A 23,438-nucleotide genomic window follows, 5' to 3' on the forward strand; every position below is an offset into this window, starting at 1 on the left:
GAAGGGTAAAACTTATGTTACGCTGACCTGTGGTTTTGTACATGCCCAAAGGAGAATCCTGTGGAACGCACATTTGTAATGGTTAAGCCGGACGGCGTTCAGCGCGGTTTGGTCGGCGACGTTATCCGTCGTTTTGAAGCAAAAGGCTTTAAGTTAGTGGGCCTGAAGTTGGTCTCTGTTTCCCGTGAATTAGCAGAGCAGCACTACGGCGTTCACAGAGAAAGACCGTTCTTCGGTGGCCTTGTGGAATTTATTATTTCTGCCCCTGTTGTTGCGATGGTGTGGGAAGGTAAAGGGGCGATCGCCTCTGCCCGTAAACTCATCGGTGCGACCAATCCCCTCGACGCAGAGCCCGGCACCATTCGCGGTGATTTCGGTGTAGATATCGGTCGTAACCTGATCCATGGTTCCGATGGCCCCGATACCGCCGCCAGTGAAATCGCCCTCTGGTTTAACGAAGGTGAACTTGCCAGCTGGGAGCCCGCTGCTCAAGCCTGGCTCTACGAATAAAAGCCCTAGGACTTACTAAAATAACCTTTTATATAATGAACACCTCGCCAGATTAACAAAGCGGGGTTTTTTATTATCCAAATTCAATTCAAAAACTCATGAAAAAGAAAATCTTAATGTCTTGGAGTAGTGGTAAAGATAGCGCTTGGGCATTGTACACACTACAACAAAACCCGGATTTTGAAGTAGTTGGACTTTTTTGTACGATCAATAAAGAATTTGACCGCATTTCTATGCATGGTGTCAGAATCGAACTTCTACAAAAACAAGCTGAAAGCCTCGATCTTCCTTTAGAGATCATTGAAATCCCTTACCCCTGTCGTAACATTGAATACGAAAAAATCATGGGAGATTTTGTAGAGCGAGTCAAAAGCAATGGTGTTGAATATTTTGCTTTTGGTGATCTATTTCTTGAAGATGTCCGCAACTATCGGGAAGAAAAACTAAAAGGATCTGGAATTCAACCTATTTTTCCGATCTGGGGGATTCCCACCGAAAAAATCTCCCGAGAAATGGTAAAAAACGGCTTAAAAACAATCACTATTTGTGTTGATTCTAAGCGAATTCCCGATAAATTTTTAGGTAAAATATTCGACGATAATTTCTTAGATGCATTACCTGAAACCATTGACCCCTGCGGTGAAAATGGAGAATTTCATACTTTTGTTTATGATGCGCCTATGTTCAAAAAGCCCATTGAGATCACCATAGGAGAAAGATTTGCGCGAGAAAATTTTGTCTATGTTGATATTTTATTGGCTACAGCTACCAATGGATAGTCAATACATTTTCAAGTGACTTGATTTTTTGAGCGTTTAAAAAAAGAGATTTATTTTTTATACAATTGTGAAACAATTTTGATTTTTTGAAATTATTTCTCTTCCTGCCAAAGTTTTTCCAACTGGTATTGCCAGGCAAGGAGAGCTTGACGCTGTTGCCTGGGTTTTTGGTCTAGGTCGCCCATCATGCCCTCTTCATAGAAACGGGTGATGGTTTGCATGGTTTGTTCAATCGTTTGTCCTTGGGATTTTGCCGCCCGAATAATTTCTCGCACTTTTTCTTCTGCAAGTTGATTAAAGAAAGCACTCAGTCCCTGACGATGGAGGGCCAACATCTCTGTTAACACTTGCTGGAAAACACTGGCACTCAGATGCTGGAGGGGGTATTTAAAGACGCCCCAGAGCAAATTTTGATTCATCGCATAGCGCACCAGTTTATTTTCATTAAAGTTGCCTTCGAGTAGCTGTAAATAGTAGGGAGCCGCCTCTTCCTGGGTGGCAATAGGAATAAACACCCGGAGCATTTGCCCATCACTGGAGAGACTGACTAACACATGCAGGCGGGTTTGAACTTGATGGATTTTCCAGGTCTTGCCATCTGTGTGGTTAATTTTGGCATCGGGAAAAAATTCAGCGAGGGTGGCGGAAATGGCGTCTGGGGTCATGACTCTAGAGGGCGGGTGAAGTTTTAATTCGGCGCATGGGCGTTTGGCGATCGCCCCATGGTACAGCGTTGCCAATCATGGACAGCGACGACTATTTCATCCATGGCTTGCCTGGTGGTACTGGCAGGTTGACCCGTTTGATTAGCCATAATTCCCACAAGCATTGTGCTGTCGTTGGGCAGATCCAGATAGCCAGTCAGGGTAGATACATGGGTCATCGTTCCAGTTTTGCCGAAAAATTGATTGACCACTGGGGTATTTTGAAAGCGATTTTGCAGCGTACCAGTGCGGCCGGCGATCGCCAAGGAATCTCGAAATACAGATCCTTGGGTGTGATTATCCATCGCAGCGAGGGCTTGCACTAAGGCTGTCGGTGTCACAAGATTATGGCGAGACAGCCCCGACCCATCCCGAAGCCGATAGCTGCCGGCCTCAATACCGAAGGCAGAGAAAGCAGCGGTTAGATCGAGCTCTTGGGTTTGTAAAGTTTTGAGCAGAGTCTCCGCAAAAAGATTGTTGCTATCTTGGTTGGTGGTTTTGATGATTTCTGCCAGGGGAGGAGAGGCGATCGCCGTCAGGGGTTCTATCTCATACTGTTGGCTGCCGTCACCTAGAGGATCTGGCAGTAAAGAAGCGAGATCACTATAAACGACCCGGCCCCCTCCGTAAGTAATCCCCTGCTCTCGGAGAATCAGCTGCACTGTTTCTAGGGCATAACGGCCGGGATCAGGCACCGATAAAAACCAGCGCCTCGGCGCAGCATCTGGTGCTAGAGATCCGCGCAGACTGAGGGTATTTGTACCATAGGTTTGGATCGGCTCAGGGGGAATCGCTGGCCCATCGGTGCTAGTGAACTGTTGGTTATCAAGACGCCACTGACGGCCGGCGATCGCATCGGACCAATTGAGATTGACTGGCGCCCCTACACGGCTTGGGGTAACAGTCGCTTCGACCGTATTTTCATTGAGGATCAGCCGATTGACTGCCGTTGCATAATACCAAGGCAAATCAGACCATTCCCAAGTTGAATTCAGGGTTTGGCTGGGGGGGCTGTCGAGAATGATCACTTCTTCCACGGCGGTAATGCCCTGGGTTTGTAGAGTGGCGAGGGCATCCCGGAGTTTTGCGGTCGTTAGGGTAGGGTCTCCTTTTCCTTCAATAACGAGGTAGCGCACATCTCCGTGGATATGGCGGACGAGGGAAATGGGGGTCTGGAATTGATAATCGGCTCCCAATAATTCTAGGGCCGCAGCGGTGGTCAACAGTTTAAGGGCAGAGGCGGGAACAAAAAATTGATCCCCGTTGTGTTCATAGATGGTTTGCTCCGTGTGGGCATCTTGGATCGCAATTCCCCACTGGCTTTGTCGCTGTTCTGGACGGTCGAGAATCTGGGCGATCGCCCCCGGTAAATCACAGGTATTTTGGGCCAGACTCACAGAAGCAAAGAGCAAGGGGAGACTGCCCCCCAGAATCAGGATGCTCCCGATTTGCTGCGATCGCCTGGTTCCCATAATGTTTCCTCGCTGAAATTACCGCTATTCGTCCTACTATACTGCCGTTTTTTGGGGATTTCAGTACACTGCGGGAAGGATTCTCTATTTTATTGCAGGGGGCAAAGCTTCCATGGGCGAACAATTTTTTCAACGCAAGCAGACCTTTTTTGATCGCTGGGCGAAAAATTACGACATTTTATTCACCACCCCTTTTTATCAAGCAGTTCACAAGCGATTACTCACCTACGCAGATTTCCCCAAGGATGGCTATGTGCTAGATCTCGGCTGTGGTACGGGCAAACTCTTTAAACGTTTGGGCAAACTTTATCCAGACTTAACCGGGGTTGGTCTGGATTTGTCCCCAGGAATGCTTGCCCAGGCCCGGACGAAAAATCGCCACGGCGATCGCTTTAGCTTTGTGGAAGGCAATGCGGAGGCGCAACCTTTCCCGGACAACAGCTTTGACGCAGCCTTTAATACGATTAGTTTTTTGCATTATCTAAACCCTGAAACGGTCTTGGGGGAAGTGCAACGGGTGCTCAAGCCAGGGAGCAAATTTTATCTCGCGGACTACGGCAAAGGAGAATTGCTCCAAGGGGATGGTTTTCCCTTTTCACCGGGGGGCTTGCGCTTTTATTCCCGCGCCGAGCGCACCGCCATGGGGGAACGAGTTGGCTTCAAAACGGTGACACACCATTATTTGATGTTTGGCGTGCTGTTGACGATTTTCGAGAAATTTTGAGCATTCGTCCCAGGCGATCGCCAATTTTCCCCGACCACTGATCCCCGATTATGGGATGATTATTTCCAACAGACGGGTTCACAGAAACAAGCACTATGACTAACGCCAAAGCCATCTCCATCCTTGGTTCCACCGGCTCCATCGGGACCCAGACCCTCGACATCGTGCGATCGCACCCTGATAAATTTCGCGTTGTGGGGATGGCGGCGGGTCGCAATATTCAGCTTTTGGCGGCCCAGGTGCGGGAGTTTCAGCCGGAAATTGTGGCGACCAGTGAAGAAAGTTTGTTACCCGAACTGAAAGCATTACTCGCTGATTTGCCCTGCACCCCCCAACTGATTGCTGGAAAAGAGGCGATCGCCGAAGTCGCCCGCTATGGTGATGCCGAAAGCGTGGTCACAGGGATCGTCGGTTGCGCCGGACTGTTGCCGACCATTGCGGCGATCGAAGCCGGCAAAGACATTGCCCTCGCCAACAAAGAAACCTTAATTGCCGGTGGCCCTGTCGTTCTCCCATTAATCGAAAAACATGGCGTCAAATTGTTGCCTGCCGATTCAGAGCATTCCGCCATCTTCCAATGTTTACAGGGCGTGCCCGCAGGGGGTCTAAAACGAATTATTTTGACCGCCTCCGGAGGCGCTTTCCGGGATTTGCCCGTCGAAAAACTGTCGACAGTCACCGTTAAAGATGCTCTCAAACATCCCAACTGGTCCATGGGCCAAAAGATCACCATCGATTCAGCAACCTTGATGAACAAAGGTTTAGAAGTCATCGAGGCCCATTATCTTTTCGGTCAAGGTTACGACAATATCGATATTGTGGTGCATCCCCAGAGCATTATTCATTCCCTCATCGAGTTGCAGGACACCTCTGTTTTAGCCCAACTCGGCTGGCCCGATATGCGCTTGCCCCTACTCTATGCCCTGTCCTATCCAGAACGCATTTACACCGATTGGGAGCAGTTTGATTTAGTCAAAGCGGGCGATTTAACGTTCCGAGAACCAGACCACGCAAAATATCCCTGCATGAATCTTGCCTATGGGGCGGGCCGGGCTGGGGGCTCGATGCCAGCGGTACTGAATGCCGCCAATGAACAAGCGGTAGCTCTCTTCCTCGAAGAAAAAATTGAGTTTCTCGATATTCCCCGCCTGATTGAAAAAGTTTGCGATCGCCACCAGAACGACAACAAATCTAATCCCAGCCTAGAAGATATTCTCGAGGCAGACCAATGGGCAAGGGCACAAGTTCTCAGTCTCCAGCCCCAGCTTGCCTAAATTTTATTAAGTTTTGCGATCTTTGACCCAGGTTAAAAAATCCTGAGCTGTCAAAATTTCAACGTCTTGGAAAGGGTTAAGAATCAGCAGATCTTGATCCCCTGTAACGAGAAAATCAGCATTGCCATTGACGGCTAATTCAAGGAATTTATTATCTTTGGGATCGCGGCAGGCAGAAATTTTCTCCATCACAGAGACAATTTCTGATTCAAAGGCCAAGCTGGTTAAAAAGTCTTCTCGAATCGATTGAGTAAGATAATGGTCAAACTTTTTGCGGCTCAGAACTTGGTTTAGTTCTGTCAGGACAGCAATTGAAGTGAGGATAGTTCCCTGCTGTTTGGCAAAGATAACCACTTCCCTACAGTTGGAACTGCCAAATACCAAAGCGCTCACCAAAATATTGGTATCAAGGGCAATTCGGAGCTTATTCATCTGCCAGAATATCGGCAAGGATTTCTGGTGTGATGCCGTTGGCGATCGCCTGTTGACTGGCTGTTTCCATCACCGCTAAAAGGGGCTTGGGGTTGATGGTTTTTTCGAGGAAAAGATTGAGTAAAAGCTGGATTTTTTCCTGCTGTTCTGGTTCCGCCTGCTGATAAGCAGCAGCGAGTTGTGGTTCGACAGGGATTGTAATACTTGTCATAGCCCTAGCCTCAAGAATGCTTACCTCTAGGGTAAGAGGAACTGTCAAAAAAGAGATATTAATTAAACCCGTGCTCCCGTTTGCACTTGCCAGAGACTGTAATAAAGCCCTTGCCGTTCTACAAGTTCTTCGTGGGTTCCTTGCTCAACGATTTTGCCTTGGTCCATCACATAGATGCAGTCGGAATGGCGAATGGTCGAGAGGCGGTGGGCGATCGCAATGGTGGTGCGATGCTGGGTGATTTTTTCGAGGGACTTAGCGATCGCCGCTTCGGTTTCGTTGTCCACGGCGGAGGTGGCTTCATCCAGAATGAGAATGGGCGGATCTTTTAAAATGGCCCGGGCGATCGCCAGCCGTTGCCGCTGACCACCGGATAATTTTTGCCCCCGTTCCCCGACGATGGTGTCGTACTGCTGGGGTAGGGTGTCAATGAAATCGTGGGCCTCGGCTAGTTTTGCCGCCTGGATAATTTCAGTTAACGTCGCATCGGGGTTGCCATAGGCGATATTTTCGGCCACGGTGCCGTGGAAAAGAAACACATCCTGACTCACCAGGCCGATCGCCCGCCGCAGATCCTTGAGATAAACATCACGAATATCTAGGCCATCGATGGTAATTTGCCCGCCGCTAATCTCGTAAAAGCGCAGGAGCAGTTTCACGATCGTACTTTTGCCAGAACCGGTTGCCCCCACAATCGCAATGGTTTGGCCAGCGGGAATCTGGAGGGAGAAATTTTCTAAAACGGGCGATCGCTCAAAATAAGCAAAGGAAACATTGTCGAGGTTGATCTCGCCTTTGACATTGTGGGTAGGGAGGGCCGTATCGCCAGAGCGAATTTGAATTTCCGTATCCAGCAGGTTAAATACCCGGTTACTGGAAGCCATCGCCCGTTGGTAGAGATCCAAGGTTTGCCCCAAGCGTGTCAGGGGCCAGAGCAGCCGTTGGGTCATAAACACCAAAACGCTGTAGGTGCCCACGGCCAGCAGACCCTGTTCCACCTGGAGGCCGCCGAAAAAGAGAATCGCCGTAAAACCCGCCAGAATCGCGATCCGAATCAAGGGGATAAAGGCCGCACTCAAGGCGATCGCCCGTTCATTACTCCTTAGATAAGCATCACTATCAAACCGGAGCCGTTCTAGCTCATAGTGCTCCGTCGTAAAGCTTTTAATCGTCGTGATGCCACTGAGGTTGTTCGATAGCCGCGCACTGAGTATTCCCACCTTTTCACGCACATCGGCATAACGGGGCGCTAACTTTTTCTGGAAGGCCACAGAACCCCAAATAATAATCGGGATCGGCGCCATCGCCATCCAGGCCGCCGATGGGGTCGCGTAGAAAAAGAGTGCTCCAATCAAAATCACCGTAGTGATTACCTGTAAAATTTCGTTGGCCCCTACATCCAGAAACCGCTCCAACTGGTTAACATCATCATTGAGGAGGGCCAGTAATTCCCCCGTGCTGCGCTCCTCAAAATAGCCTAGTTCCAGCTCTTGTAAATGGCTATAACCATCGAGACGGAGGTTATGCTGCATCTTTTGGGCAAGGTTACGCCAGAGCCGCTGGTAAAAATACTCAAAAATCGACTCGGCTCCCCAGATGATGAAGGAAAGCCCCCCAATCACCAGCAACTGACCAATGATGCTGGTGACCCCAAACTGCGCCACAAAGGATCTATCCCGCTGCACTACTGTATCCACGGCCACCCCGATTAATACCGGTGGCGCTAAATCAAAAAGCTTATTCAAAATTGAACAGGCGATCGCCCAATTGATTTGCTTACGGTAGCGATCGCCGTAACGAAACAGCCGGGTGAGAGGGTGGGACGACATACAGACCAAAAATCAGCGTAGGGGAAAATTGATCATAACCTGTTGTGCTTAATCCTGGCCCGGTTCGAGCACTTGCACTTCCACGGTTTTTACCGTTGCACCATCGCTGTCAATATCTGCCGTTGATTCTACTTCCACCGCCGCCACTTCCACCGTACCTTCTGGGGTCGAGCGCTGGAAGGTTTTTTCGGTGATCTGCACCACTTCGCCACAGCTCGGACAACGGGCCATGGAGTTATTTAATCCCGTAAATTCATAACTGCATACCGGGCAAGCCGCTTCCACCAAATTGCGCTTCAGCCACCACTGGAAGCCTACAACCCCCAAGGCGATCGCCACTGGGATCAGCACAACAAGAATAATCAGCCCATTGACGACCCAACCTAGGCCCACTGAAGTTAGTAAGGCTGCAATCAAAATAAGACTTAAAACGCAACCCAAGCCTGAAGAAGAGAATTGAATATTACGGGAGAAAGGATCGTTCACAATATTTCTTAATAATTGTTAACTGCCGACGCGAGTGCCTCAAGCTTATTTCACAAACCGAGATGATAAGCTTACAAATGCACAAAAATTATTTTAATAAATCATGTCGGAAAGCAATAATACACCTCTTTTATTGAGGGCTGCACGGGGGGAAAAAGTTGAGCGGACACCAGTTTGGATGATGCGCCAAGCTGGACGTTATATGAAAATTTATCGCGACCTACGGGATAAATATCCGAGTTTTCGGGAACGTTCCGAAAATCCCGATCTCGCCATTGAAATTTCGCTCCAACCTTGGCACGCATTTCAGCCTGACGGTGTAATTATGTTTTCGGATATTCTCACCCCCTTACCCGGGATGGGCATTCCCTTCGACATTATTGAGAGCAAGGGGCCAATGATTGATGACCCAATCCGCACCCAAGCCCAAGTGGATGCCATGACCCCTTTTGATCCGGCAGAATCGCTGCCCTTTATCAAGACTATTTTGGGAACATTGCGCCAGGAAGTCGGCAATGCTTCGACTGTACTGGGGTTTGTCGGTGCTCCCTGGACTTTGGCGGCCTATGCGATCGAAGGCAAGAGTTCTAAGAACTACGCTGTCATCAAAAATATGGCCTTCTCTGAGCCAGCAATCCTCCACAGCTTCCTCGGAAAAATCGCCGATGCGATCGCCGACTATGTTTGCTACCAAATCGAATGTGGTGCCCAGGTGATCCAAATGTTCGACTCTTGGGCCGGCCAACTGAGCCCCCAAGACTACGATATGTTTGCCCTGCCTTACCAAAAGCGAGTCGTCGATAAAGTCAAAGCGAAATATCCCGACTTTCCCCTGATCCTCTACATCAGTGGCAGTGCTGGTGTTCTCGAACGCATGGGCAAATCCGGTGTGGATATCGTCAGCGTCGATTGGACCGTCGACATGGCCGATGCCCGCCAGCGCCTCGGTAAAGATATGAAAGTCCAGGGCAACATTGATCCTGGTGTACTGTTCGGCTCCCAAGACTTTATCAAAGGACGCATTATCGACACTGTACGCAAAGCTGGCAACTGGGGTCACATCCTCAATCTCGGTCATGGTGTTCTTGTCGGCACTCCCGAAGATAATGTCCGTTTCTTCTTTGAAACCTGTAAAAATGTCCAAAGCTTTCTCTAGGCTGCAAAAAAATACCTAGTCTTAAAAAAGCGTTTTGGGAGATTAACACTCCTAAGACGCTTTTTTGATGGCCACCGCCGCCTGCCATAGGCAGCGCCGACATTTCTCGATAGAATTTGCTAGCGTTTGCTTTTTATTTAGTTGCGGGCAAGAAAGGGATGACAGTTCAACCAAAATTGATTATTCATGGTGGTGCAGGTAGTTCTCTCAAAGGGAAAGGGGGCTTGATCGCGGTACGAGAATCGCTCCACAAGATTGTCCAGGATATCTATAATTTGCTTGCTCAAGGCGGGAGTGCCGTGGATGCGGTAATCCTGGGGGCGAAACTTTTAGAAGACGAACCCCGCTTTAATGCTGGTACAGGTTCGGTGCTGCAATCTGATGGTCAAATTCGCATGAGTGCATCTTTGATGGATGGGGCTGCTCAACGCTTTAGCGGCGTGATCAATGTGGGTCGGGTGAAAAATCCGATTGAAATTGCCCAAGCACTGCAAGCAGAAGATGACCGGGTTTTGTCCGATGTGGGCGCAGCGGAAATGCTCAGGGTTTTGCAACTGCCGATCCATGATCCCCTCACAGATCTGCGTTTGCAGGAATGGATGGAAGAACGCAAAGGAAACTTCAGCAGTAGTATGGCTGGGGTCGTCGCTGAAGATGAAATGGCCCGGCGGGGAACCATTGGGGTAGTGGCACTGGATCAAGCGGGCCGGGTGGCAGCAGCAACTTCCACCGGGGGTAAGGGTTTAGAGCGTATCGGCCGGGTGAGTGATTCGGCAATGCCCGCAGGCAATTATGCGACGAACCTAGCTGGGGTCAGTTGCACTGGAATTGGGGAAGATATCATCGAAGAATGTTTGGCGGCGAAGGTCGTTATCCGCGTCACTGATGGTTTCAGTTTGCAGGCTGCCATGGAAAAATCCATCGAAGAAGCAACCATAAATCGGCGAGATCTCGGGGCGATCGCCTTAGATGCCCAGGGAAATATTGTCTGGGGAAAAACCAGTGAAGTGCTGTTGGCGGCCTACCATGATGGCACTGCGGTGGGGGATACCCTAGAGTGGCAAATTGAACCGGGAGTTGGCTCCCAGGCGTGATCGTGCGTACCTTTCTCACACGGACGGCGATCGCCTCGGGGACTCTCCTGGCCATTAGCTTTGTGGTCTTTACCATCTTGGCCTTGGCCCCGGGAGACCCCTTAAGTGAATTTGCCAACAATCCGGCGATCACCGCAGAGGTGCGGGAAAATATCCGGCGATCGCTCGGCCTCGATCAACCTTTCCAGATTCGTTATTTCAAATGGCTCTGGGCCCTGATTCAGGGTGACCTGGGCTATTCCTTCACGAGCAAAAGCCCGGTGCTAAGCTTAATCTGGCAACGGCTGCCGACGACCCTCTGGGTAGTGGGCATTGCCTATGGGGTGAGTGTGGCGATCGCCTTACCCCTGGGGATTATTTCTGCCCTGCGTCGCAATTCTCTGTTCGATCAACTGGCCACCACCGCCGCATTTTTGGGTTATTCTCTGCCCACTTTTTTCACGGGGCTCCTGGCGATTATCCTCTTCAGCGTGCAGTTGCAATGGCTCCCCTCGATGTATAACAGCACTTTAGTGGTGAATAACCTTGCCAGTTTTGGGCAGCAAATCCAACAATCGATTTTGCCGATTGCTGTACTGGCGTTGTATCAGACGGCTGTTTTGACTCGCTTTGTGCGCAATGCAATCCTCGAAGAGTTGCCCCAAGATTATGTGCGAACGGCCTATGCCAAAGGTTTGGGAGAATTCGCCGTACTACGCAAACATATTTTGCGAAACGCCTTAATTCCCGTTGTCACCCTCGTCGCCTTGGATGTGCCGACAATTTTTACCGGCGCGTTGATCACGGAGCAAATTTTTCGCGTGCCAGGAATTGGGGCATTGCTGATTGAATCGATTAACCGCAGCGATACCCCTGTCGTCATGGGGATTACGATGATTTACGCAATCCTAGTGGTCATTTTTAATGCGATCGCCGACTTGAGTTATCGTCTCCTCGATCCCCGCATTAAATAATCGACTTTTTCCTATCTTTTCCCATAAATCTTCCCCTTGGGGGGAAGTTCAGAGGAGAATTTATTCTTCTTCAGCGATGCTGTCCAGAGTCTCTGCACCCTCTCCTTCGGCGGCAGGGGGCACCAGAGCCACCGCGACGATCGCATCATCCTCATCAAGGCGCTGCACCCGTACCCCGGTAGCGTTGCGGGATTGGAGGGAAGTAGATTCCACTGCCTGGCGAATCATGATGCCCCGCCCAGTGACTAACATCAACTCATCACCTGCATTCACAATCCGCAAGGAAGCGAGGCGGTCATCTGCTGATTTGAACTTAATCGCCCGCAGGCCAACCCCAGCCCGATTTTGCAGACGGAAACGACCCACGGGAACTCGCTTACCGAAACCTTTGGTTGTCACGGCAATTACCCAGGGGCCTTGGTCAGCACTTTCAGTGACTTCTTCGTTCTCGTCATCTTCCTCTGCATTGTCCGCCGAGGCGATCGCCGCCGTAATTTGCGCCGAAACAATGTCCATGCTCACTAGGCGGTCTTCATCGGACTTGAGTTTCATTGACCGCACGCCCCGGGTAGAACGACCTAAGGGACGCAGTTGATGATGGTCGGCTTGGAAATGGATTGCCATCCCTTCACTACTGGCGACAATAATGCTGTCCTCCTGGCGGGCCAAACGGACCCAACGCAACTCATCCCCATCTTCGAGGGAAATAGCAATCAGACCATTGGAGCGAATTTTGGCGAAGGCGGAGAGGGCGGTTTTCTTGATGTAACCTTTTTGGGTCAACATCACGAGGTATTCATCCTCGGTAAACTCGCTCACCGCCAACATCGCCGTAATTTTTTCTTCCTTGGGAATGGGCAGCAGTTGAATGGCAGGTAAGCCCCGGGCCGTACGAGAACTCTGGGGAATTTGGTAGGCACTGATCGAATACACGACCCCCCGGTCTGTGAAAAACAGCACATGGTCATGGTCACAACAGGTGAGGAAGTGATCCACGCCGTCGTCTTCCTTCATTTTGGTGGCTGCTTTCCCACGGGTAGCTCGGTTTTGGGCGTCAAAGGTGGCCACGGGCATCCGTTTAATGTAGCCCTGTTCTGTAAGGAGAATTGCCGCCTGTTCATTGGCAATTAGGTCAATATCTTGCAAATCACCATCGTCAAGGACTAACTCAGTGCGGCGATCGCTCTGGTGAATGGACTTAATCTCTGCTAATTCTTCCTCGATGATCGCATTCACCCGTTCCCGGCGGGCGAGGATGTCCTCTAGGTCAGTAATTTTGAGCAGTAAATCCTGGTGTTCCGCTTCAATCTTGTCTGCTTCCAGGGCTGTCAAGCGACGCAACTGCATCTGTAAAATGGCGTCGGCTTGAGCTTGGCTGAGACTATAGCCATCCATCAACTCCTGGCGAGCGGTGATGGTATCGGCGGCTTGGCGAATTAGGCGAATCACAGCATCGAGGTTCCCTAGGGCAATGAGCAGACCTTGGAGAATGTGATCCCGTTCCTGGGCTTTACGCAGTTCGTAGCGAGTACGACGGGCGATGACCTCGATGCGGAAATCCAGGAAAACTTCGAGGAACTGCTTCAGGTTTAGCAGCTGGGGTTCCCCGTTAACAAGGGCCAGCATATTCGCACCGAAGTTCGCCTGGAGGGGGGTGTGTTTGTAGAGATTGTTTAAAACAACCCGGGGATAGGCGTCCCGTTTCAGTTCGATGACGATGCGCATCCCCTGGCGATCGCTTTCATCGCGGATATCAGAAATTCCATCTAGTTTCTTATCGTTGACCATATCGGCAATCCGTTCGATGAGAGCCGCTTTATTGGTCTGGTAGGGAAGTTCTGTAACAATAATTGCTTCTTTTTCTCGACCGTTTTGCTGAAGCGTTTCAATGGTCGCGACCCCCCGCATGGTGATTGAGCCACGTCCGGTGAGATAAGCATCCCGAATGCCGGAACGACCAAGAATTTGTGCCCCCGTCGGGAAATCTGGGGCCGGGATAAATTGCATCAATTCTTTGATGGTGATCTCAGGATTGTGGATCAGGGCGGTCACTCCATCAATGATTTCGCCGAGATTGTGGGGCGGAATATTTGTCGCCATTCCCACGGCAATCCCCGATGAGCCGTTCACTAGCAGTTGGGGCACCCGAGAAGGTAAGACCACAGGCTCTTGCTGGGAGCCATCAAAAGTATCAGCAAAATCAACGGTATCAGCTTCAATGTCTCGCAGTAGAGCATTGGTAGCGAGAGATTGGAGACGACATTCGGTATAACGCATTGCCGCCGCTGGGTCATTGTCAATGGAGCCAAAGTTGCCATGGCCATTGATCAGCGGGTCGCGCATCGAAAAATCTTGGGCCATCCGCACCAGGGCATCATAGACCGCCGTATCACCGTGGGGATGGTATTTACCGAGGACTTCCCCGACGACCCGGGCACATTTCCGAAAAGGGCGATCAGGGGTCAAACCCAGCTCATACATGGCATAGAGAATGCGGCGATGTACGGGCTTGAGACCATCCCGCGCATCGGGTAGCGCCCGCCCCACAATCACGCTCATGGCATACTCTAGGTACGAGCGTGACATTTCATTACTCAGATCAGTGGGGATAATGCGCTCCTGGGGGGAGATCATAGGATTTTGGCTCCGCTAGGTCAAAAAAGGTCAAAAATCAGCAAAAGAAGCATTTAGAAACGCTATTTCCTCTTTTTGCTGGGTTTTTTTTCGTGAATTCAGACTCTAATTCTATCACAATCTAGAGGCTATAAACGGCCTCAGGTAAGGGCTTTGGGCCTAGAAATTAGTCGGCGCCAGGCTGCTTAAGCCCCGCTGGGGAGTCCACTGGAGGGTTCCCTCGGTAGCGGTCCAATGGACGATCGCATTGGGGGCTAAAAAATGCCCTTGGGGGGAACCGATGGCGATCGCCCGCTGGGGCCGGAGGGTCTGCCAAATTTTCGCGTCGAGGTCTGATGGTTGGGCGATGAGAATCCCAGGGTTCCACTGGGCAATAAAATCTGCTTCTGGATTTTGTTTCGCCAAAAGATAAAAAGATTGTCCCTGGAGCCGAATTTCCAGCAAATGTACATTCTCTTGGAGCAGTTGTAGGTCGATCGCCCCGATGCGTTGGGGTTCGAGGGGGCGGAGGGCGATCGCCTCTGGGTTGATTTCCGGCTCAAGGGTGAAAGACTTCTGAATTGGGAATGTCTGGGGCGTCTCTGGCAACTCTTGATCTGTCGCTGTAAAGTTCACCAGGGCTTCGATTTGACTAATTCCGTTACGTCGCAGAAAGGGCACGAGATTATAGTCCCAAAAATCACTAGAGCCGCCATTGATCACGACCGTTTTGCCGCGAGCCTGGGCGACAATCACCGGGGTTTGGCGATCGCTAAAAATCGTCACCTGGGTCGTATTGAAATGGCGATAAATGAGCAGCACGATAAACAGCGTCAGCAAGCTCGCACTGAGAAAAACAAAACGTTTCTGGGCCCATTTCGTCCGCCAAATCAGCAGCATCACCCCATAGAAAACCAGCAACTGAGACCAATGGAGGGCCGCCACTGTCATCTGCGCCCCCGGTAACGCCACCACCCGTTCTACCAGCCAAATCATTCCCCCTAGGGGCCAAACCAAAATGTAGGCGATCGCCCCGCCCAACTGGGGACTCAATAGGCCCAAAAATCCACTAATCATCCCCCCTAAACTCACCAGGGCGATCGCCGGGGACAGCACAATACTTGTAAACACTGAATAGCTGGCGATCACATTGAACTGATAGGCCAACAGGGGCAACGTCCAGAGGCTGGCGGCGATGGGAATGGCGATCGCCGTGGCCACATTGAGCGGCAGGAAGTCCAGTTTTTTCTGAATGGGTTCGAGGGTCGTAAACAGGCCAAAGGTTGCCAAAAAACTCAGTTGAAAGCCCAAATCCCAAAGCCACAAAGGATTGATCAGCAGCAACACCGTCGCCGTTACCAGTAACAAACTGATGGGTTTCACTTGGCGATCGAGCAACAGGGCCACCAGACCGCCCATGCCCATCAGGGCCGCCCGCAGAATAGAAGGTTGTAACCCCGTCAGCAGCACGTAACCCAGGAGAACACCTGCGGCAACAGCAAACTGAATTTTGACCGCGCGATCGCGCAGGAGCCATAACACCAATCCCAACAGCAGGGACACATGGAATCCTGACGCCGCCACCGTATAGGCTAAGCCTGCCTTCACCCAGAGGTCATAGATCTCGCGATCCAAATTAGCCGCCTGTCGCCCCAGCACCATGGAACTAAGCAAACTGGCCGGGCGCTCTGCTAAAAATTGCCCGTGACTCCGTTGAATCCGTTGGCGAATCCGGTCAGAAATTGGGCGATCGCGTCGCTGTAAATCTGCTTCCCAGGCACTAAAACCCAAGAAAGTATTGCGTTGGCGCAGGTAATCGGGAAAGCTGAAGGCAAACCGATTTTGGGGTGGTCGGGGGGCATACAAGCGGCCCGTGAGCTGGAGGCGATCGCCCCGGTGCAAAGCCGGAAAATCCCCCGTTAAGGTGACATACAAATTTTCCGCTGGAGCCGCCACATTTTGCCCTTGCCGCACCTCGGTTGTGCGGAGCCAAAACCTTTGGTGCTGGGGGTCAGCGCTGTTGGTTGTTTGATAAATTTCGCCGCGAATTTCTACGGGACTTTGTAATAAATTGGGCTGGGCTTGGGTGAGGGCAAATAAACCATTGGCGGCGGGGCGAGGTAAACGAACTTGGCCATAGCCCACCGCCAAAAGCACCACCAATCCAAACAGGGGCCACCAGCGACGCGGCAGTTGCCAGAAATAGCGGGGGAGAAAGACCGTTGCCAGCATTGTGACAAAGGCGATCGCACTGACCATCATCCCCCATTGCAATCCGTCAGGCCTGGGATTTAATGGCCCCCAAAATCCGGTTAAGCCAAGGCCCAAAATATACCCTAGACAAAGCAAAATACCACGGTAGAAAGTCATTGCTGGTTGCAGGCAGTCTGTATAAGATTGAACACAAAAACATTTATGCCCTTAAGTTAAAATAACAAAGCTATTCAGGATCGTTGGAAAAACTGCATTAATGATGGAATTTGTTTACGATTTCAGTCAACTACCAAACTACCTTGAAATACTCAAGAAAAAGTTAAGAATTGCCGTCATTTATGGGGGAGATAAAACAGCTCAAGGGGCCGTTATTTATCAGACTCACAATCCCCGTTCCACCAAAACCTATGAAGTAGTTGCCCGGGACATTGCTGCTGCTCTCACAGATTTAGGTTTCCAACAGGTTTGCGTTTTACCTGATGATGCAACTTTGGGCGATCGCCTGCGAGAAAAGCAAATTCACCTGGCTTGGCTCAATACAGGTGGGGTGCAAGGTTACAATCCTGTTTGCCATACCCCGGCAATCCTAGAAATGTTGGGGGTTCCCTACATCGGCCATAATCCCCTCAATAGCTCGATTTTAGATAATAAACATGCCTTTAAACGGGAGTTACAAGGGCTGGGCTTCCCCACTGCTCCCTTTATGATTTGGCATCCCGCCCAGGGAAAATTTATCGCCAAAAATAATGTTCGTTTTCAGCAAACTTTTACAAATTATCAAGGGGCTTTTTTGGTGAAGCCCGTCTCGGGTCGCGCTTCTTTAAATATTCATTTCATCGCCCAACCTGAAGATCTCGGTGAGGCGATCGCCAACATCCATCAACAGACCCACAACACCGCTTTAATTGAACCTTTCCTGACAGGGCGAGAGTTTTGTGTCTCCGTTTGTGGCTATGTGCGTCACCGCCAAGACAAATTTGAAAAATTAGCCGCGCCTTTTACATTTTCTGTTTTAGAGCGACTTTTGGAACCAGACGAAAAGATTTTTACTTCCATGGATAAAAAAGCAATTACCGGCCAAAGAATTCGCTTTTTAGAAGACAGTGACCCAGCCAAAGAAAAGTTAATGAAATTAGCGCAACAAGTCTACTGGGAATTTAGTTTAAATGCCCTCATTCGCATTGACGCGCGGATGGATGGAACGGGGAATATCCAAATTTTAGAAGCAAACCCCAAGCCCGATCTCAAACGACCAGGGGCCAATGTTACTAGTCTTGTGGCCCAGGGGCTCTCAGAACAGCAAATGACCTATGAAGATTTGATTCTGTCTCTGATTAGCGATCGCCTGGATTATTTGTTCACCAACCACGCCCAGATCATCCCCCATATCACCGCATTGCTGGCCGCCTAACAAATAAATTTACAAATTTACAGCGGGGGCGATCGCCTGCTATATAATTAAATCTTGATAATTAAAATCAGTTCGGTTTTACCGGGGACCAGCCGGTAAAAGTAATGGGGAAAGAACGGTGAAAATCCGTCGCTGTCCCGCAGCTGTAAAGAAATTTGCAAAATTTCTAAGTCAGAATGCCCGCCGAATCCAGAGAATACACATTACTTAAACCATCTGCGAGGTACGGATGTTGACCCTCAATTCTTTTTTTCTCGCCCGCGATCAATTTCCTTTGCCAAGACTGCAATATCGCTACAGCCAGCGCCAGTTTTGTTAAGACAATGCCCATTTTTACATCGGCAGCTTCGTGATTAATCACGGGCCTAATCGGTTTTGATCAAACAGATTTTTTACTGATTACCCTAAATCAGTAGCAGTTTTCCTTTGATTTTTTACAGAGAATTCTGCCGATTAACGGTCAATATCGCTACATCTAATTCACATTTTTTTGAACTTACTTCAATGGCCCAATTTTCCTTTGTTAAGACCGTTTCTTGTGTTTTTCTTTACTTGTTCTGTGGCGCGATCGCCGCTGCTGCTCAAACAGAAATCAACCTTGAAGCAGACTCAGAAACTGAAGATCAAGAAACCGTTGATTTTGAGTTGACAGTAATCGATCAGCTTTTAAATCAAACGGTTTATGGCCCTTCCCGCCGTGAAGAAACGGTTAAAGATGCCACCCGCGCCGCCTATGTGATTAACCGTGAGCAGATCGAAGCCCAGGGTTATCGCACGGTGAATGAAGCCTTGCGGTATTTTCCTGGCATTTTTACGGATAGTACCTCTGGATCCCGCTTGGGAGCCCAAAGTTCTCAAATTTTGCGGGGGGCGAACAACTCTTCCCAAACTCTGATTTTGCTTGATGGCAGACCGATTAACCGTTTTGATTCTGGTGCTTTCGATCTATCGACTTTAACAACGGATAATGTCGAGCGGATCGAGGTCATCCCTGGGGGCGGTTCGGCGCTATTTGGCTCCAATGCCATCGGCGGGGTGATCAACATCGTCACGCGGCAACCGGAATTTAATCAACCGGTAGTGGTGGAAACGGGTCTTGATTTGGGGAGCTTTGGCTATAATCGCCAGCGGGTCGGGGTGAGTTTTGGGTCGGAGGCCCAGGCTGTTCGCGTTGCCTATGACCGCACGGCTGCAGATAATGACTTTGAGTTTGATATTCCGGTCAGTGGTCTAGCGGGAATCCGAGATAATGCCGCTAGTAATATTCAAAATGTGAACCTCCAGGCAATTACCCAGTTAGGCGATCGCCATCGACTGCGCTTTAGCGGTATCTATAGCAGCAAGGATCTCGAAATTCCGGGGAGTGTGACTTTCCCTAGCCCTAACGCGACGCAATACGACAACAATTGGCTACTGTCATTGGATTTAGAGTCTCGCCTCGGCAATAGCGATGATTCAATGCTGACAACGAAGGTTTTCGCAGATTTCAATGATTTTCGTTTCTTCAATGATCAATTTGGGACGACCGATGCTCGCTATGAAAACCGTTCCTTTGGCACACAAATCCAGCATAACTGGCAACTAAGCGAGACCCAAAACCTCACCTATGGCGTGGATTACCGCTATTTGACCGCAACAGCAGAAGATCCTGGTGTCTTTGGCTTTAGCTATGACGAAAACCTCAGTCAGGGGGCGATTTTTGCGCGCTATGGCTGGGATGTTTCCCCGGAATTTGCCCTCAATTTTGGTCTACGCCAAGACTTTAATAGTTTGGCGGATGGTTCGGTGACGTCTCCGAGTGCCGGGTTTGCCTGGCAAGTAGGAACAGCCACCCGCATCCGGGGTAATTATGCCCGCAATTTCCGCGTCCCCACGGCGGTGGATCTATATTTCCCTGGGTTTAGTAATCCTGATTTAGTCCCGGAAACGGCCAATAGTTTTGACTTGGGCATTGACCACCGTTTTTCTGACCGGGCACTGGTGCGACTGACCTATTTTAATAACACCCTCGATGATGCCATTGTTTTCGACCTCGGCACATTCACCCCCCAAAATATTCAAAAAGCCCGGAATCAAGGTTTAGAGGCAGAGTTAACCGTCCAACTGGCGCCTTCTCTTTCTGCTTTTGCTAACTACACTTGGAACAACTCTAAAATTCTCGCCGACACTAATCCTGCATTCGTTGGCAATGAGGTCGCCTTTGCGGGGACGGATTATTTCAATATTGGCCTGGCCTATGAAGATCCCCAGGGCATTTACGCGGGAATTTTTCTGAAGCGGGTGGGCGATCGCCTAACAAATAACGCCAATACAAACTCCCTTGAAGGCTACACCAATGTGGATTTGCGGGCTCGCTACCCCCTCAGTGAAACCGTGAATCTGACGGCGAGTGTGGAAAATTTATTTGACGCAGATTTTGAAACCTTCCCGGGCTACCCTGGAGTGGAACGGCGTTTCCAAATCGGCGTGAATGCCCGCTTCCGTTAATGTTGCCTGTGAAGTTCCCTGCCATTTAACCCCCAATTTTCTATGGTCAGAATCGCCCAAATTACCGATACCCATCTCCTCGATCGCCCGGGGGCAGAAATGCGCGGCGTCAAAACCGATTCGTCTTTTCAGGCGGTGTTGGCGGCGGTGCTGCGGCATAAGCCAGATCGGCTCATTTTGACGGGGGATCTGGCCCACGACGGCGAGGCGATCGCCTACGAGCGGTTGCGGGATCTGGTTGAAACGACCCAGATTCCCAGCTATTGGCTGCCGGGAAACCATGATGATCCAGAGGTGATGGCCGGGATTTTGCAGGGGGATTATCTTTCAGTGGAAAGGAGCATTTCCCTAGGCCAGTGGCAATTGCTGCTGTTGGATTCGCACCACGAAAACCCAGAATATGGCGAAGGCTTTTTAAGCGCCCAGCAATTGGCTTGGTTGGCCGCCCAATTAGAGCAGCATCAAAATTTGCCGGTGGCGATCGCCTTACATCACCATGTGGTACCGGCAGGAATTGATTGGCTCGACCAAATTAACGTGACCAACTGCGGCGAATTTTGGCAAGTTGTCCAACAGCATCCCCAGGTGAAAACCGTTTTCTTTGGCCATGTGCACTTGGAATATAGCGTTACCCAAGGGGGAATTCCCTGCTTTGGGACGCCCTCTACTTGCACCCAGGTGACACCCCCGAATCAGGAATTAAAAGAAGGCGATCGCCAACGGTGGGAGCAGCCGGGCTTCCGTTTATTTGACCTCCACGACGATGGCCGCTTTGCCACAACTGTGCAACGAATCCCGTGGTTTTTGTAGGAGAAAAAATGCCCCTTCCTTTGTTTCTATACCGCTCCTTTCCCCTCCTGGGCTTGGGTTTATCCCTATGGCTAGTGAGTTGTGGCCCGACCCAACAAACGGTAGAAATCCCAACTGCAACGGCGGCCTGTGTCGAAAATTATGATCCGGCGGTTGATTATTTCCCGGAGAAAGTGGCGCCAGAATTTGCGGCGGGGTTCCAGGTGACTTATCACAACCATTACAAAGTGGTGACCGTGCGCCAACCTTGGGAAACAGCCCAGCAGGATTTGACCTATGTTTTCGTCCAGTGCGGCACACCCATTCCCGAAGATTACCCAGAGGCCACCATTGTCGAAGTGCCCGTCCAGCGCATCGTTGCCCTTTCGACGACCTATTTACCCCATCTGGAGGTACTGGACTATCAATCACAGTTACTTGGGGTAGGCGATCGCCAGCTCATTTACAGCCCCGAAATTCGCGCCGCCATTGAAGCGGGTGAAATCCAAGAAGTGGGCAATTTAGAACTTGACCGAGAAAAACTCCTCACGCTCCAGCCCGATGTGGTTTTAAATTATCGCCTTGATACCAGTGAAGGGAACAATACAGCGGCCCTCGATGCCTTGGGGTTAACGGTGGTGCTAGATGCGGCCCACCTGGAACCAACACCTTTGGGCCGGGCGGAATGGCTTAAATTTACAGCTCTGCTGTTCAATAAAGAGGCCGCAGCTAACGACATTTTTGGGGCGATCGCCAACCGTTACGAAGCCCTGATGGATCAAGTCCGAGATTTAGAAGCCATTCCCACGGTGCTGAGTGGTTCCCCCTACCAAGGGGTCTGGTACGTGCCTGGGGGTGAAAGCTATGTGGCCCAACTGTTTCGGGATGCTAATGTGAACTATCCCTGGGATGCGACAACGGCTCGCCTCAGTTTACCCCTCGATTTAGAAGCGGTGTTAAATCGAGCCCAGGACGCCGATCTTTGGCTAAACGTAAATCCCGCTTGGCAGAGTACCGCCGATATTTTCCAAGAAGACCGCCGCTATGACCTATTTACAGCGGTACAAAATCAACAGGTCTATGCTGCCAACAAGCGGGTCGCCCCCGGGGGGGGGAATGATTTTTGGGAAGGGGGCGTGTTAAATCCGGATGTGATCCTCGCCGATGTGATCAAAATTGCCCACCCTGATGTATTGCCCGACCACGAACTTTTCTATTACCAACATCTGCAAGATCCTCAGTGAAAATTCCCTACTCCACTACCCCTTTAACCTTTTTGCCGTGGCCCACTGTGCGGTGGCGATCGCCCTCTTTGCTGCTGGTGTTGGGGCTGGTCTGGGGGGGCTTGTTTTTTCTGAATTTAGGGCTGGGTTCGACGACAATTCCCTGGGATCAACTGTTGGCGATCGCCCTAGGCCGCCCCGTCGATAATCCGGTTTGGGCCAATATCGTTTGGCAACTGCGTTTACCGCGGGCGATCGCCGCGACCTTTGCGGGGGCCGCCCTGAGTATCAGTGGCCTCCAGATGCAAACCCTGTTTAACAATCCCCTCGCCGGCCCCTTTGTACTGGGGATCAACTCTGGTGCGAGTTTGGGGGTGGCGATCGTCCTGCTGGGGACGGGGTTTATGGGCGGTGTGCTCGGCACGTTGAGCGTGGCCATGGCTGCCAGTCTCGGGGCCGTTGCTGTTTTTTTATTAATTTTGGCGATCGCCCGACGCGTCCCCCACAACAGCACCTTACTAATTTTGGGGCTGATGTTGGGCTATGTGAGCAATGCTTTAGTGACCCTTCTGTTGCACTTCAGTCCTGCTGAAGCCCTGCGCCTCTATCTCAGTTGGACATTCGGCAGTTTCGCGGCAATCCACCGGGAACAGTTACCTATTTTTATTACCCTCATTCTTGCTGGTGGCTTACTGGCATTTTTCCAAGCGAAACCCCTCAATGCTCTCCTATTAGGCAAACAATACGCCGAGAGTGTGGGCCTCAATCTCCGGGCAACTCGTCGCCAAATTATTGCTAGTACAGCGCTGCTGGCAGGTTCTGTCACTGCTTTTTGTGGCCCTATTTCCTTTATCGGGATTGCTGTGCCGCACCTTTGTCGAGGCTTACTGAAAACCGTTGACCATCGTCTATTGGTTCCAGCGGTAACTCTTTTGGGGGCGAGTTTGGCACTTTTAGCCGATATCATCGTGCAATTGCCGGGCAGCGAACTGACTTTGCCCCTAAATGCGGTTACAGCGATGTTTGGTGCTCCAATTATTATTATTTTAATTTTACGCCGGCATTCTTAACTGCGGC

General features: G+C 50.5%; 21 protein-coding genes and 1 riboswitch. Of the genes, 12 read left to right on the plus strand and 9 right to left on the minus strand.

Features of this window, described 5'->3' with window-relative positions; genetic code table 11:
* Nucleotides 1-60 precede the first annotated feature (60 nt).
* The gene (gene ndk / locus ACZ45B_RS02580; protein ID WP_024544882.1) at nucleotides 61-510 is read left to right on the plus strand and encodes a nucleoside-diphosphate kinase; all 450 of its coding nucleotides are present in this window, start codon (nucleotides 61-63) and stop codon (nucleotides 508-510) included.
* A gap of 98 nt (nucleotides 511-608) precedes the next feature.
* The gene (locus tag ACZ45B_RS02585; protein WP_024544883.1) at nucleotides 609-1,289 is read left to right on the plus strand and encodes a Dph6-related ATP pyrophosphatase; all 681 of its coding nucleotides are present in this window, start codon (nucleotides 609-611) and stop codon (nucleotides 1,287-1,289) included.
* 92 nt (nucleotides 1,290-1,381) lie between these two features.
* Here ACZ45B_RS02585 and ACZ45B_RS02590 read toward each other — a convergent pair whose 3' ends face one another.
* Together ACZ45B_RS02590 and dacB are read right to left on the minus strand one after the other, a co-directional pair.
* Nucleotides 1,382-1,954: a hypothetical protein gene (locus ACZ45B_RS02590; protein WP_024544884.1), complete on the minus strand. Its 573-nt coding sequence runs from the start codon at nucleotides 1,952-1,954 to the stop codon at nucleotides 1,382-1,384.
* 23 nt (nucleotides 1,955-1,977) lie between these two features.
* A complete protein-coding gene (dacB, locus tag ACZ45B_RS02595) occupies nucleotides 1,978-3,465 on the minus strand; it encodes a D-alanyl-D-alanine carboxypeptidase/D-alanyl-D-alanine endopeptidase (RefSeq protein WP_024544885.1) in 1,488 nt (495 codons plus the stop codon).
* A gap of 112 nt (nucleotides 3,466-3,577) precedes the next feature.
* Here dacB and ACZ45B_RS02600 point away from each other — a divergent pair, with 112 nt between their 5' ends.
* Nucleotides 3,578-4,189, plus strand: a complete 612-nt coding sequence (locus tag ACZ45B_RS02600; RefSeq protein WP_024544886.1) for a class I SAM-dependent methyltransferase — start codon at nucleotides 3,578-3,580, stop codon at nucleotides 4,187-4,189.
* Nucleotides 4,190-4,284: 95 nt separating this feature from the next.
* A complete protein-coding gene (dxr, locus tag ACZ45B_RS02605; RefSeq protein WP_024544887.1) occupies nucleotides 4,285-5,463 on the plus strand; it encodes a 1-deoxy-D-xylulose-5-phosphate reductoisomerase in 1,179 nt (392 codons plus the stop codon).
* A 6-nt stretch (nucleotides 5,464-5,469) separates the two neighbouring features.
* On the opposite strand, the gene ACZ45B_RS02610 is transcribed toward dxr, so the two are convergent.
* From ACZ45B_RS02610 to ACZ45B_RS02625, 4 genes are all read right to left on the minus strand, one after another.
* Nucleotides 5,470-5,895, minus strand: coding sequence for a putative toxin-antitoxin system toxin component, PIN family (locus ACZ45B_RS02610; RefSeq protein WP_024544888.1), 426 nt, complete (start codon nucleotides 5,893-5,895; stop codon nucleotides 5,470-5,472).
* The gene (locus ACZ45B_RS02615) at nucleotides 5,888-6,106 is read right to left on the minus strand and encodes a hypothetical protein (protein WP_024544889.1); all 219 of its coding nucleotides are present in this window, start codon (nucleotides 6,104-6,106) and stop codon (nucleotides 5,888-5,890) included. Before ACZ45B_RS02615 ends, ACZ45B_RS02610 begins: the two co-directional genes overlap by 8 nt.
* 62 nt (nucleotides 6,107-6,168) lie before the next feature.
* Nucleotides 6,169-7,935, minus strand: coding sequence for an ABC transporter ATP-binding protein (locus ACZ45B_RS02620; RefSeq protein ID WP_029681649.1), 1,767 nt, complete (start codon nucleotides 7,933-7,935; stop codon nucleotides 6,169-6,171).
* A gap of 48 nt (nucleotides 7,936-7,983) precedes the next feature.
* Complete coding sequence (locus tag ACZ45B_RS02625) at nucleotides 7,984-8,421, minus strand: hypothetical protein (protein WP_024544890.1); 438 nt, start codon at nucleotides 8,419-8,421, stop codon at nucleotides 7,984-7,986.
* A gap of 103 nt (nucleotides 8,422-8,524) precedes the next feature.
* Here ACZ45B_RS02625 and hemE point away from each other — a divergent pair, with 103 nt between their 5' ends.
* From hemE to ACZ45B_RS02640, 3 genes are all read left to right on the plus strand, one after another.
* A complete protein-coding gene (gene hemE / locus ACZ45B_RS02630; protein WP_024544891.1) occupies nucleotides 8,525-9,577 on the plus strand; it encodes a uroporphyrinogen decarboxylase in 1,053 nt (350 codons plus the stop codon).
* A 158-nt stretch (nucleotides 9,578-9,735) separates the two neighbouring features.
* A complete protein-coding gene (locus tag ACZ45B_RS02635) occupies nucleotides 9,736-10,671 on the plus strand; it encodes an isoaspartyl peptidase/L-asparaginase (RefSeq protein ID WP_024544892.1) in 936 nt (311 codons plus the stop codon).
* Between the two features lie 2 nt (nucleotides 10,672-10,673).
* Nucleotides 10,674-11,624 carry an ABC transporter permease gene (locus tag ACZ45B_RS02640; protein WP_096418943.1) on the plus strand — a complete coding sequence of 317 codons (951 nt, stop codon included), beginning with the start codon at nucleotides 10,674-10,676 and terminating at the stop codon, nucleotides 11,622-11,624.
* A gap of 60 nt (nucleotides 11,625-11,684) precedes the next feature.
* Here the strand turns inward: ACZ45B_RS02640 and gyrA are convergent, their stop codons facing one another.
* Nucleotides 11,685-14,258, minus strand: coding sequence for a DNA topoisomerase (ATP-hydrolyzing) subunit A (gene gyrA, locus ACZ45B_RS02645; protein WP_024544894.1), 2,574 nt, complete (start codon nucleotides 14,256-14,258; stop codon nucleotides 11,685-11,687).
* Between the two features lie 159 nt (nucleotides 14,259-14,417).
* Entirely contained in the window at nucleotides 14,418-16,607 is a 2,190-nt protein-coding gene (locus ACZ45B_RS02650; protein WP_024544895.1) for a ComEC/Rec2 family competence protein, read from the minus strand.
* Nucleotides 16,608-16,707: 100 nt separating this feature from the next.
* On the opposite strand from ACZ45B_RS02650, the gene ACZ45B_RS02655 reads away from it, so the two are divergent.
* The gene (locus ACZ45B_RS02655) at nucleotides 16,708-17,862 is read left to right on the plus strand and encodes a D-alanine--D-alanine ligase family protein (protein ID WP_024544896.1); all 1,155 of its coding nucleotides are present in this window, start codon (nucleotides 16,708-16,710) and stop codon (nucleotides 17,860-17,862) included.
* A 56-nt stretch (nucleotides 17,863-17,918) separates the two neighbouring features.
* Nucleotides 17,919-18,064, plus strand: a riboswitch (cobalamin riboswitch).
* Here ACZ45B_RS02655 and ACZ45B_RS02660 read toward each other — a convergent pair.
* Nucleotides 18,029-18,223, minus strand: coding sequence for a hypothetical protein (locus ACZ45B_RS02660; RefSeq protein WP_024544897.1), 195 nt, complete (start codon nucleotides 18,221-18,223; stop codon nucleotides 18,029-18,031). Its footprint overlaps the riboswitch before it by 36 nt.
* 143 nt (nucleotides 18,224-18,366) lie before the next feature.
* On the opposite strand from ACZ45B_RS02660, the gene ACZ45B_RS02665 reads away from it, so the two are divergent.
* The 4 genes from ACZ45B_RS02665 to ACZ45B_RS02680 are packed head-to-tail and all read left to right on the plus strand — an operon-like array spanning nucleotide 18,367 to nucleotide 23,431.
* Nucleotides 18,367-20,349, plus strand: a complete 1,983-nt coding sequence (locus ACZ45B_RS02665) for a TonB-dependent receptor (RefSeq protein ID WP_024544898.1) — start codon at nucleotides 18,367-18,369, stop codon at nucleotides 20,347-20,349.
* Between the two features lie 42 nt (nucleotides 20,350-20,391).
* Nucleotides 20,392-21,159 (plus strand): phosphodiesterase, encoded by a 768-nt coding sequence (locus ACZ45B_RS02670; protein ID WP_024544899.1) that lies wholly within the window; start codon nucleotides 20,392-20,394, stop codon nucleotides 21,157-21,159.
* Between the two features lie 8 nt (nucleotides 21,160-21,167).
* Nucleotides 21,168-22,382 carry an ABC transporter substrate-binding protein gene (locus ACZ45B_RS02675; RefSeq protein WP_024544900.1) on the plus strand — a complete coding sequence of 405 codons (1,215 nt, stop codon included), beginning with the start codon at nucleotides 21,168-21,170 and terminating at the stop codon, nucleotides 22,380-22,382.
* The gene (locus tag ACZ45B_RS02680) at nucleotides 22,379-23,431 is read left to right on the plus strand and encodes an iron ABC transporter permease (RefSeq protein ID WP_024544901.1); all 1,053 of its coding nucleotides are present in this window, start codon (nucleotides 22,379-22,381) and stop codon (nucleotides 23,429-23,431) included. The genes ACZ45B_RS02675 and ACZ45B_RS02680 overlap by 4 nt, the downstream gene beginning before the upstream one ends.
* Nucleotides 23,432-23,438 lie beyond the last annotated feature (7 nt).

It is taken from the genome of Picosynechococcus sp. NKBG15041c, from assembly GCF_055380235.1.

Excerpts from the sequence above, each read along its gene's own strand:
- ACZ45B_RS02665 (WP_024544898.1), top strand. The coding sequence starts at position 18,367 with ATGGCCCAATTTTCCTTTGTTAAGACCGTTTCTTGTGTTTTTCTTTAC.
- hemE (WP_024544891.1), top strand. The coding sequence starts at position 8,525 with ATGTCGGAAAGCAATAATACACCTCTTTTATTGAGGGCTGCACGGGGG.
- ACZ45B_RS02610 (WP_024544888.1), bottom strand. The coding sequence starts at position 5,895 with ATGAATAAGCTCCGAATTGCCCTTGATACCAATATTTTGGTGAGCGCT.
- gyrA (WP_024544894.1), bottom strand. The coding sequence starts at position 14,258 with ATGATCTCCCCCCAGGAGCGCATTATCCCCACTGATCTGAGTAATGAA.
- ACZ45B_RS02590 (WP_024544884.1), bottom strand. The coding sequence starts at position 1,954 with ATGACCCCAGACGCCATTTCCGCCACCCTCGCTGAATTTTTTCCCGAT.
- ACZ45B_RS02675 (WP_024544900.1), top strand. The coding sequence starts at position 21,168 with ATGCCCCTTCCTTTGTTTCTATACCGCTCCTTTCCCCTCCTGGGCTTG.
- dxr (WP_024544887.1), top strand. The coding sequence starts at position 4,285 with ATGACTAACGCCAAAGCCATCTCCATCCTTGGTTCCACCGGCTCCATC.
- ACZ45B_RS02655 (WP_024544896.1), top strand. The coding sequence starts at position 16,708 with ATGATGGAATTTGTTTACGATTTCAGTCAACTACCAAACTACCTTGAA.
- ACZ45B_RS02615 (WP_024544889.1), bottom strand. The coding sequence starts at position 6,106 with ATGACAAGTATTACAATCCCTGTCGAACCACAACTCGCTGCTGCTTAT.
- ACZ45B_RS02600 (WP_024544886.1), top strand. The coding sequence starts at position 3,578 with ATGGGCGAACAATTTTTTCAACGCAAGCAGACCTTTTTTGATCGCTGG.
- dacB (WP_024544885.1), bottom strand. The coding sequence starts at position 3,465 with ATGGGAACCAGGCGATCGCAGCAAATCGGGAGCATCCTGATTCTGGGG.
- ACZ45B_RS02670 (WP_024544899.1), top strand. The coding sequence starts at position 20,392 with ATGGTCAGAATCGCCCAAATTACCGATACCCATCTCCTCGATCGCCCG.
- ACZ45B_RS02620 (WP_029681649.1), bottom strand. The coding sequence starts at position 7,935 with ATGTCGTCCCACCCTCTCACCCGGCTGTTTCGTTACGGCGATCGCTAC.
- ACZ45B_RS02650 (WP_024544895.1), bottom strand. The coding sequence starts at position 16,607 with ATGACTTTCTACCGTGGTATTTTGCTTTGTCTAGGGTATATTTTGGGC.
- ACZ45B_RS02585 (WP_024544883.1), top strand. The coding sequence starts at position 609 with ATGAAAAAGAAAATCTTAATGTCTTGGAGTAGTGGTAAAGATAGCGCT.
- ACZ45B_RS02635 (WP_024544892.1), top strand. The coding sequence starts at position 9,736 with ATGACAGTTCAACCAAAATTGATTATTCATGGTGGTGCAGGTAGTTCT.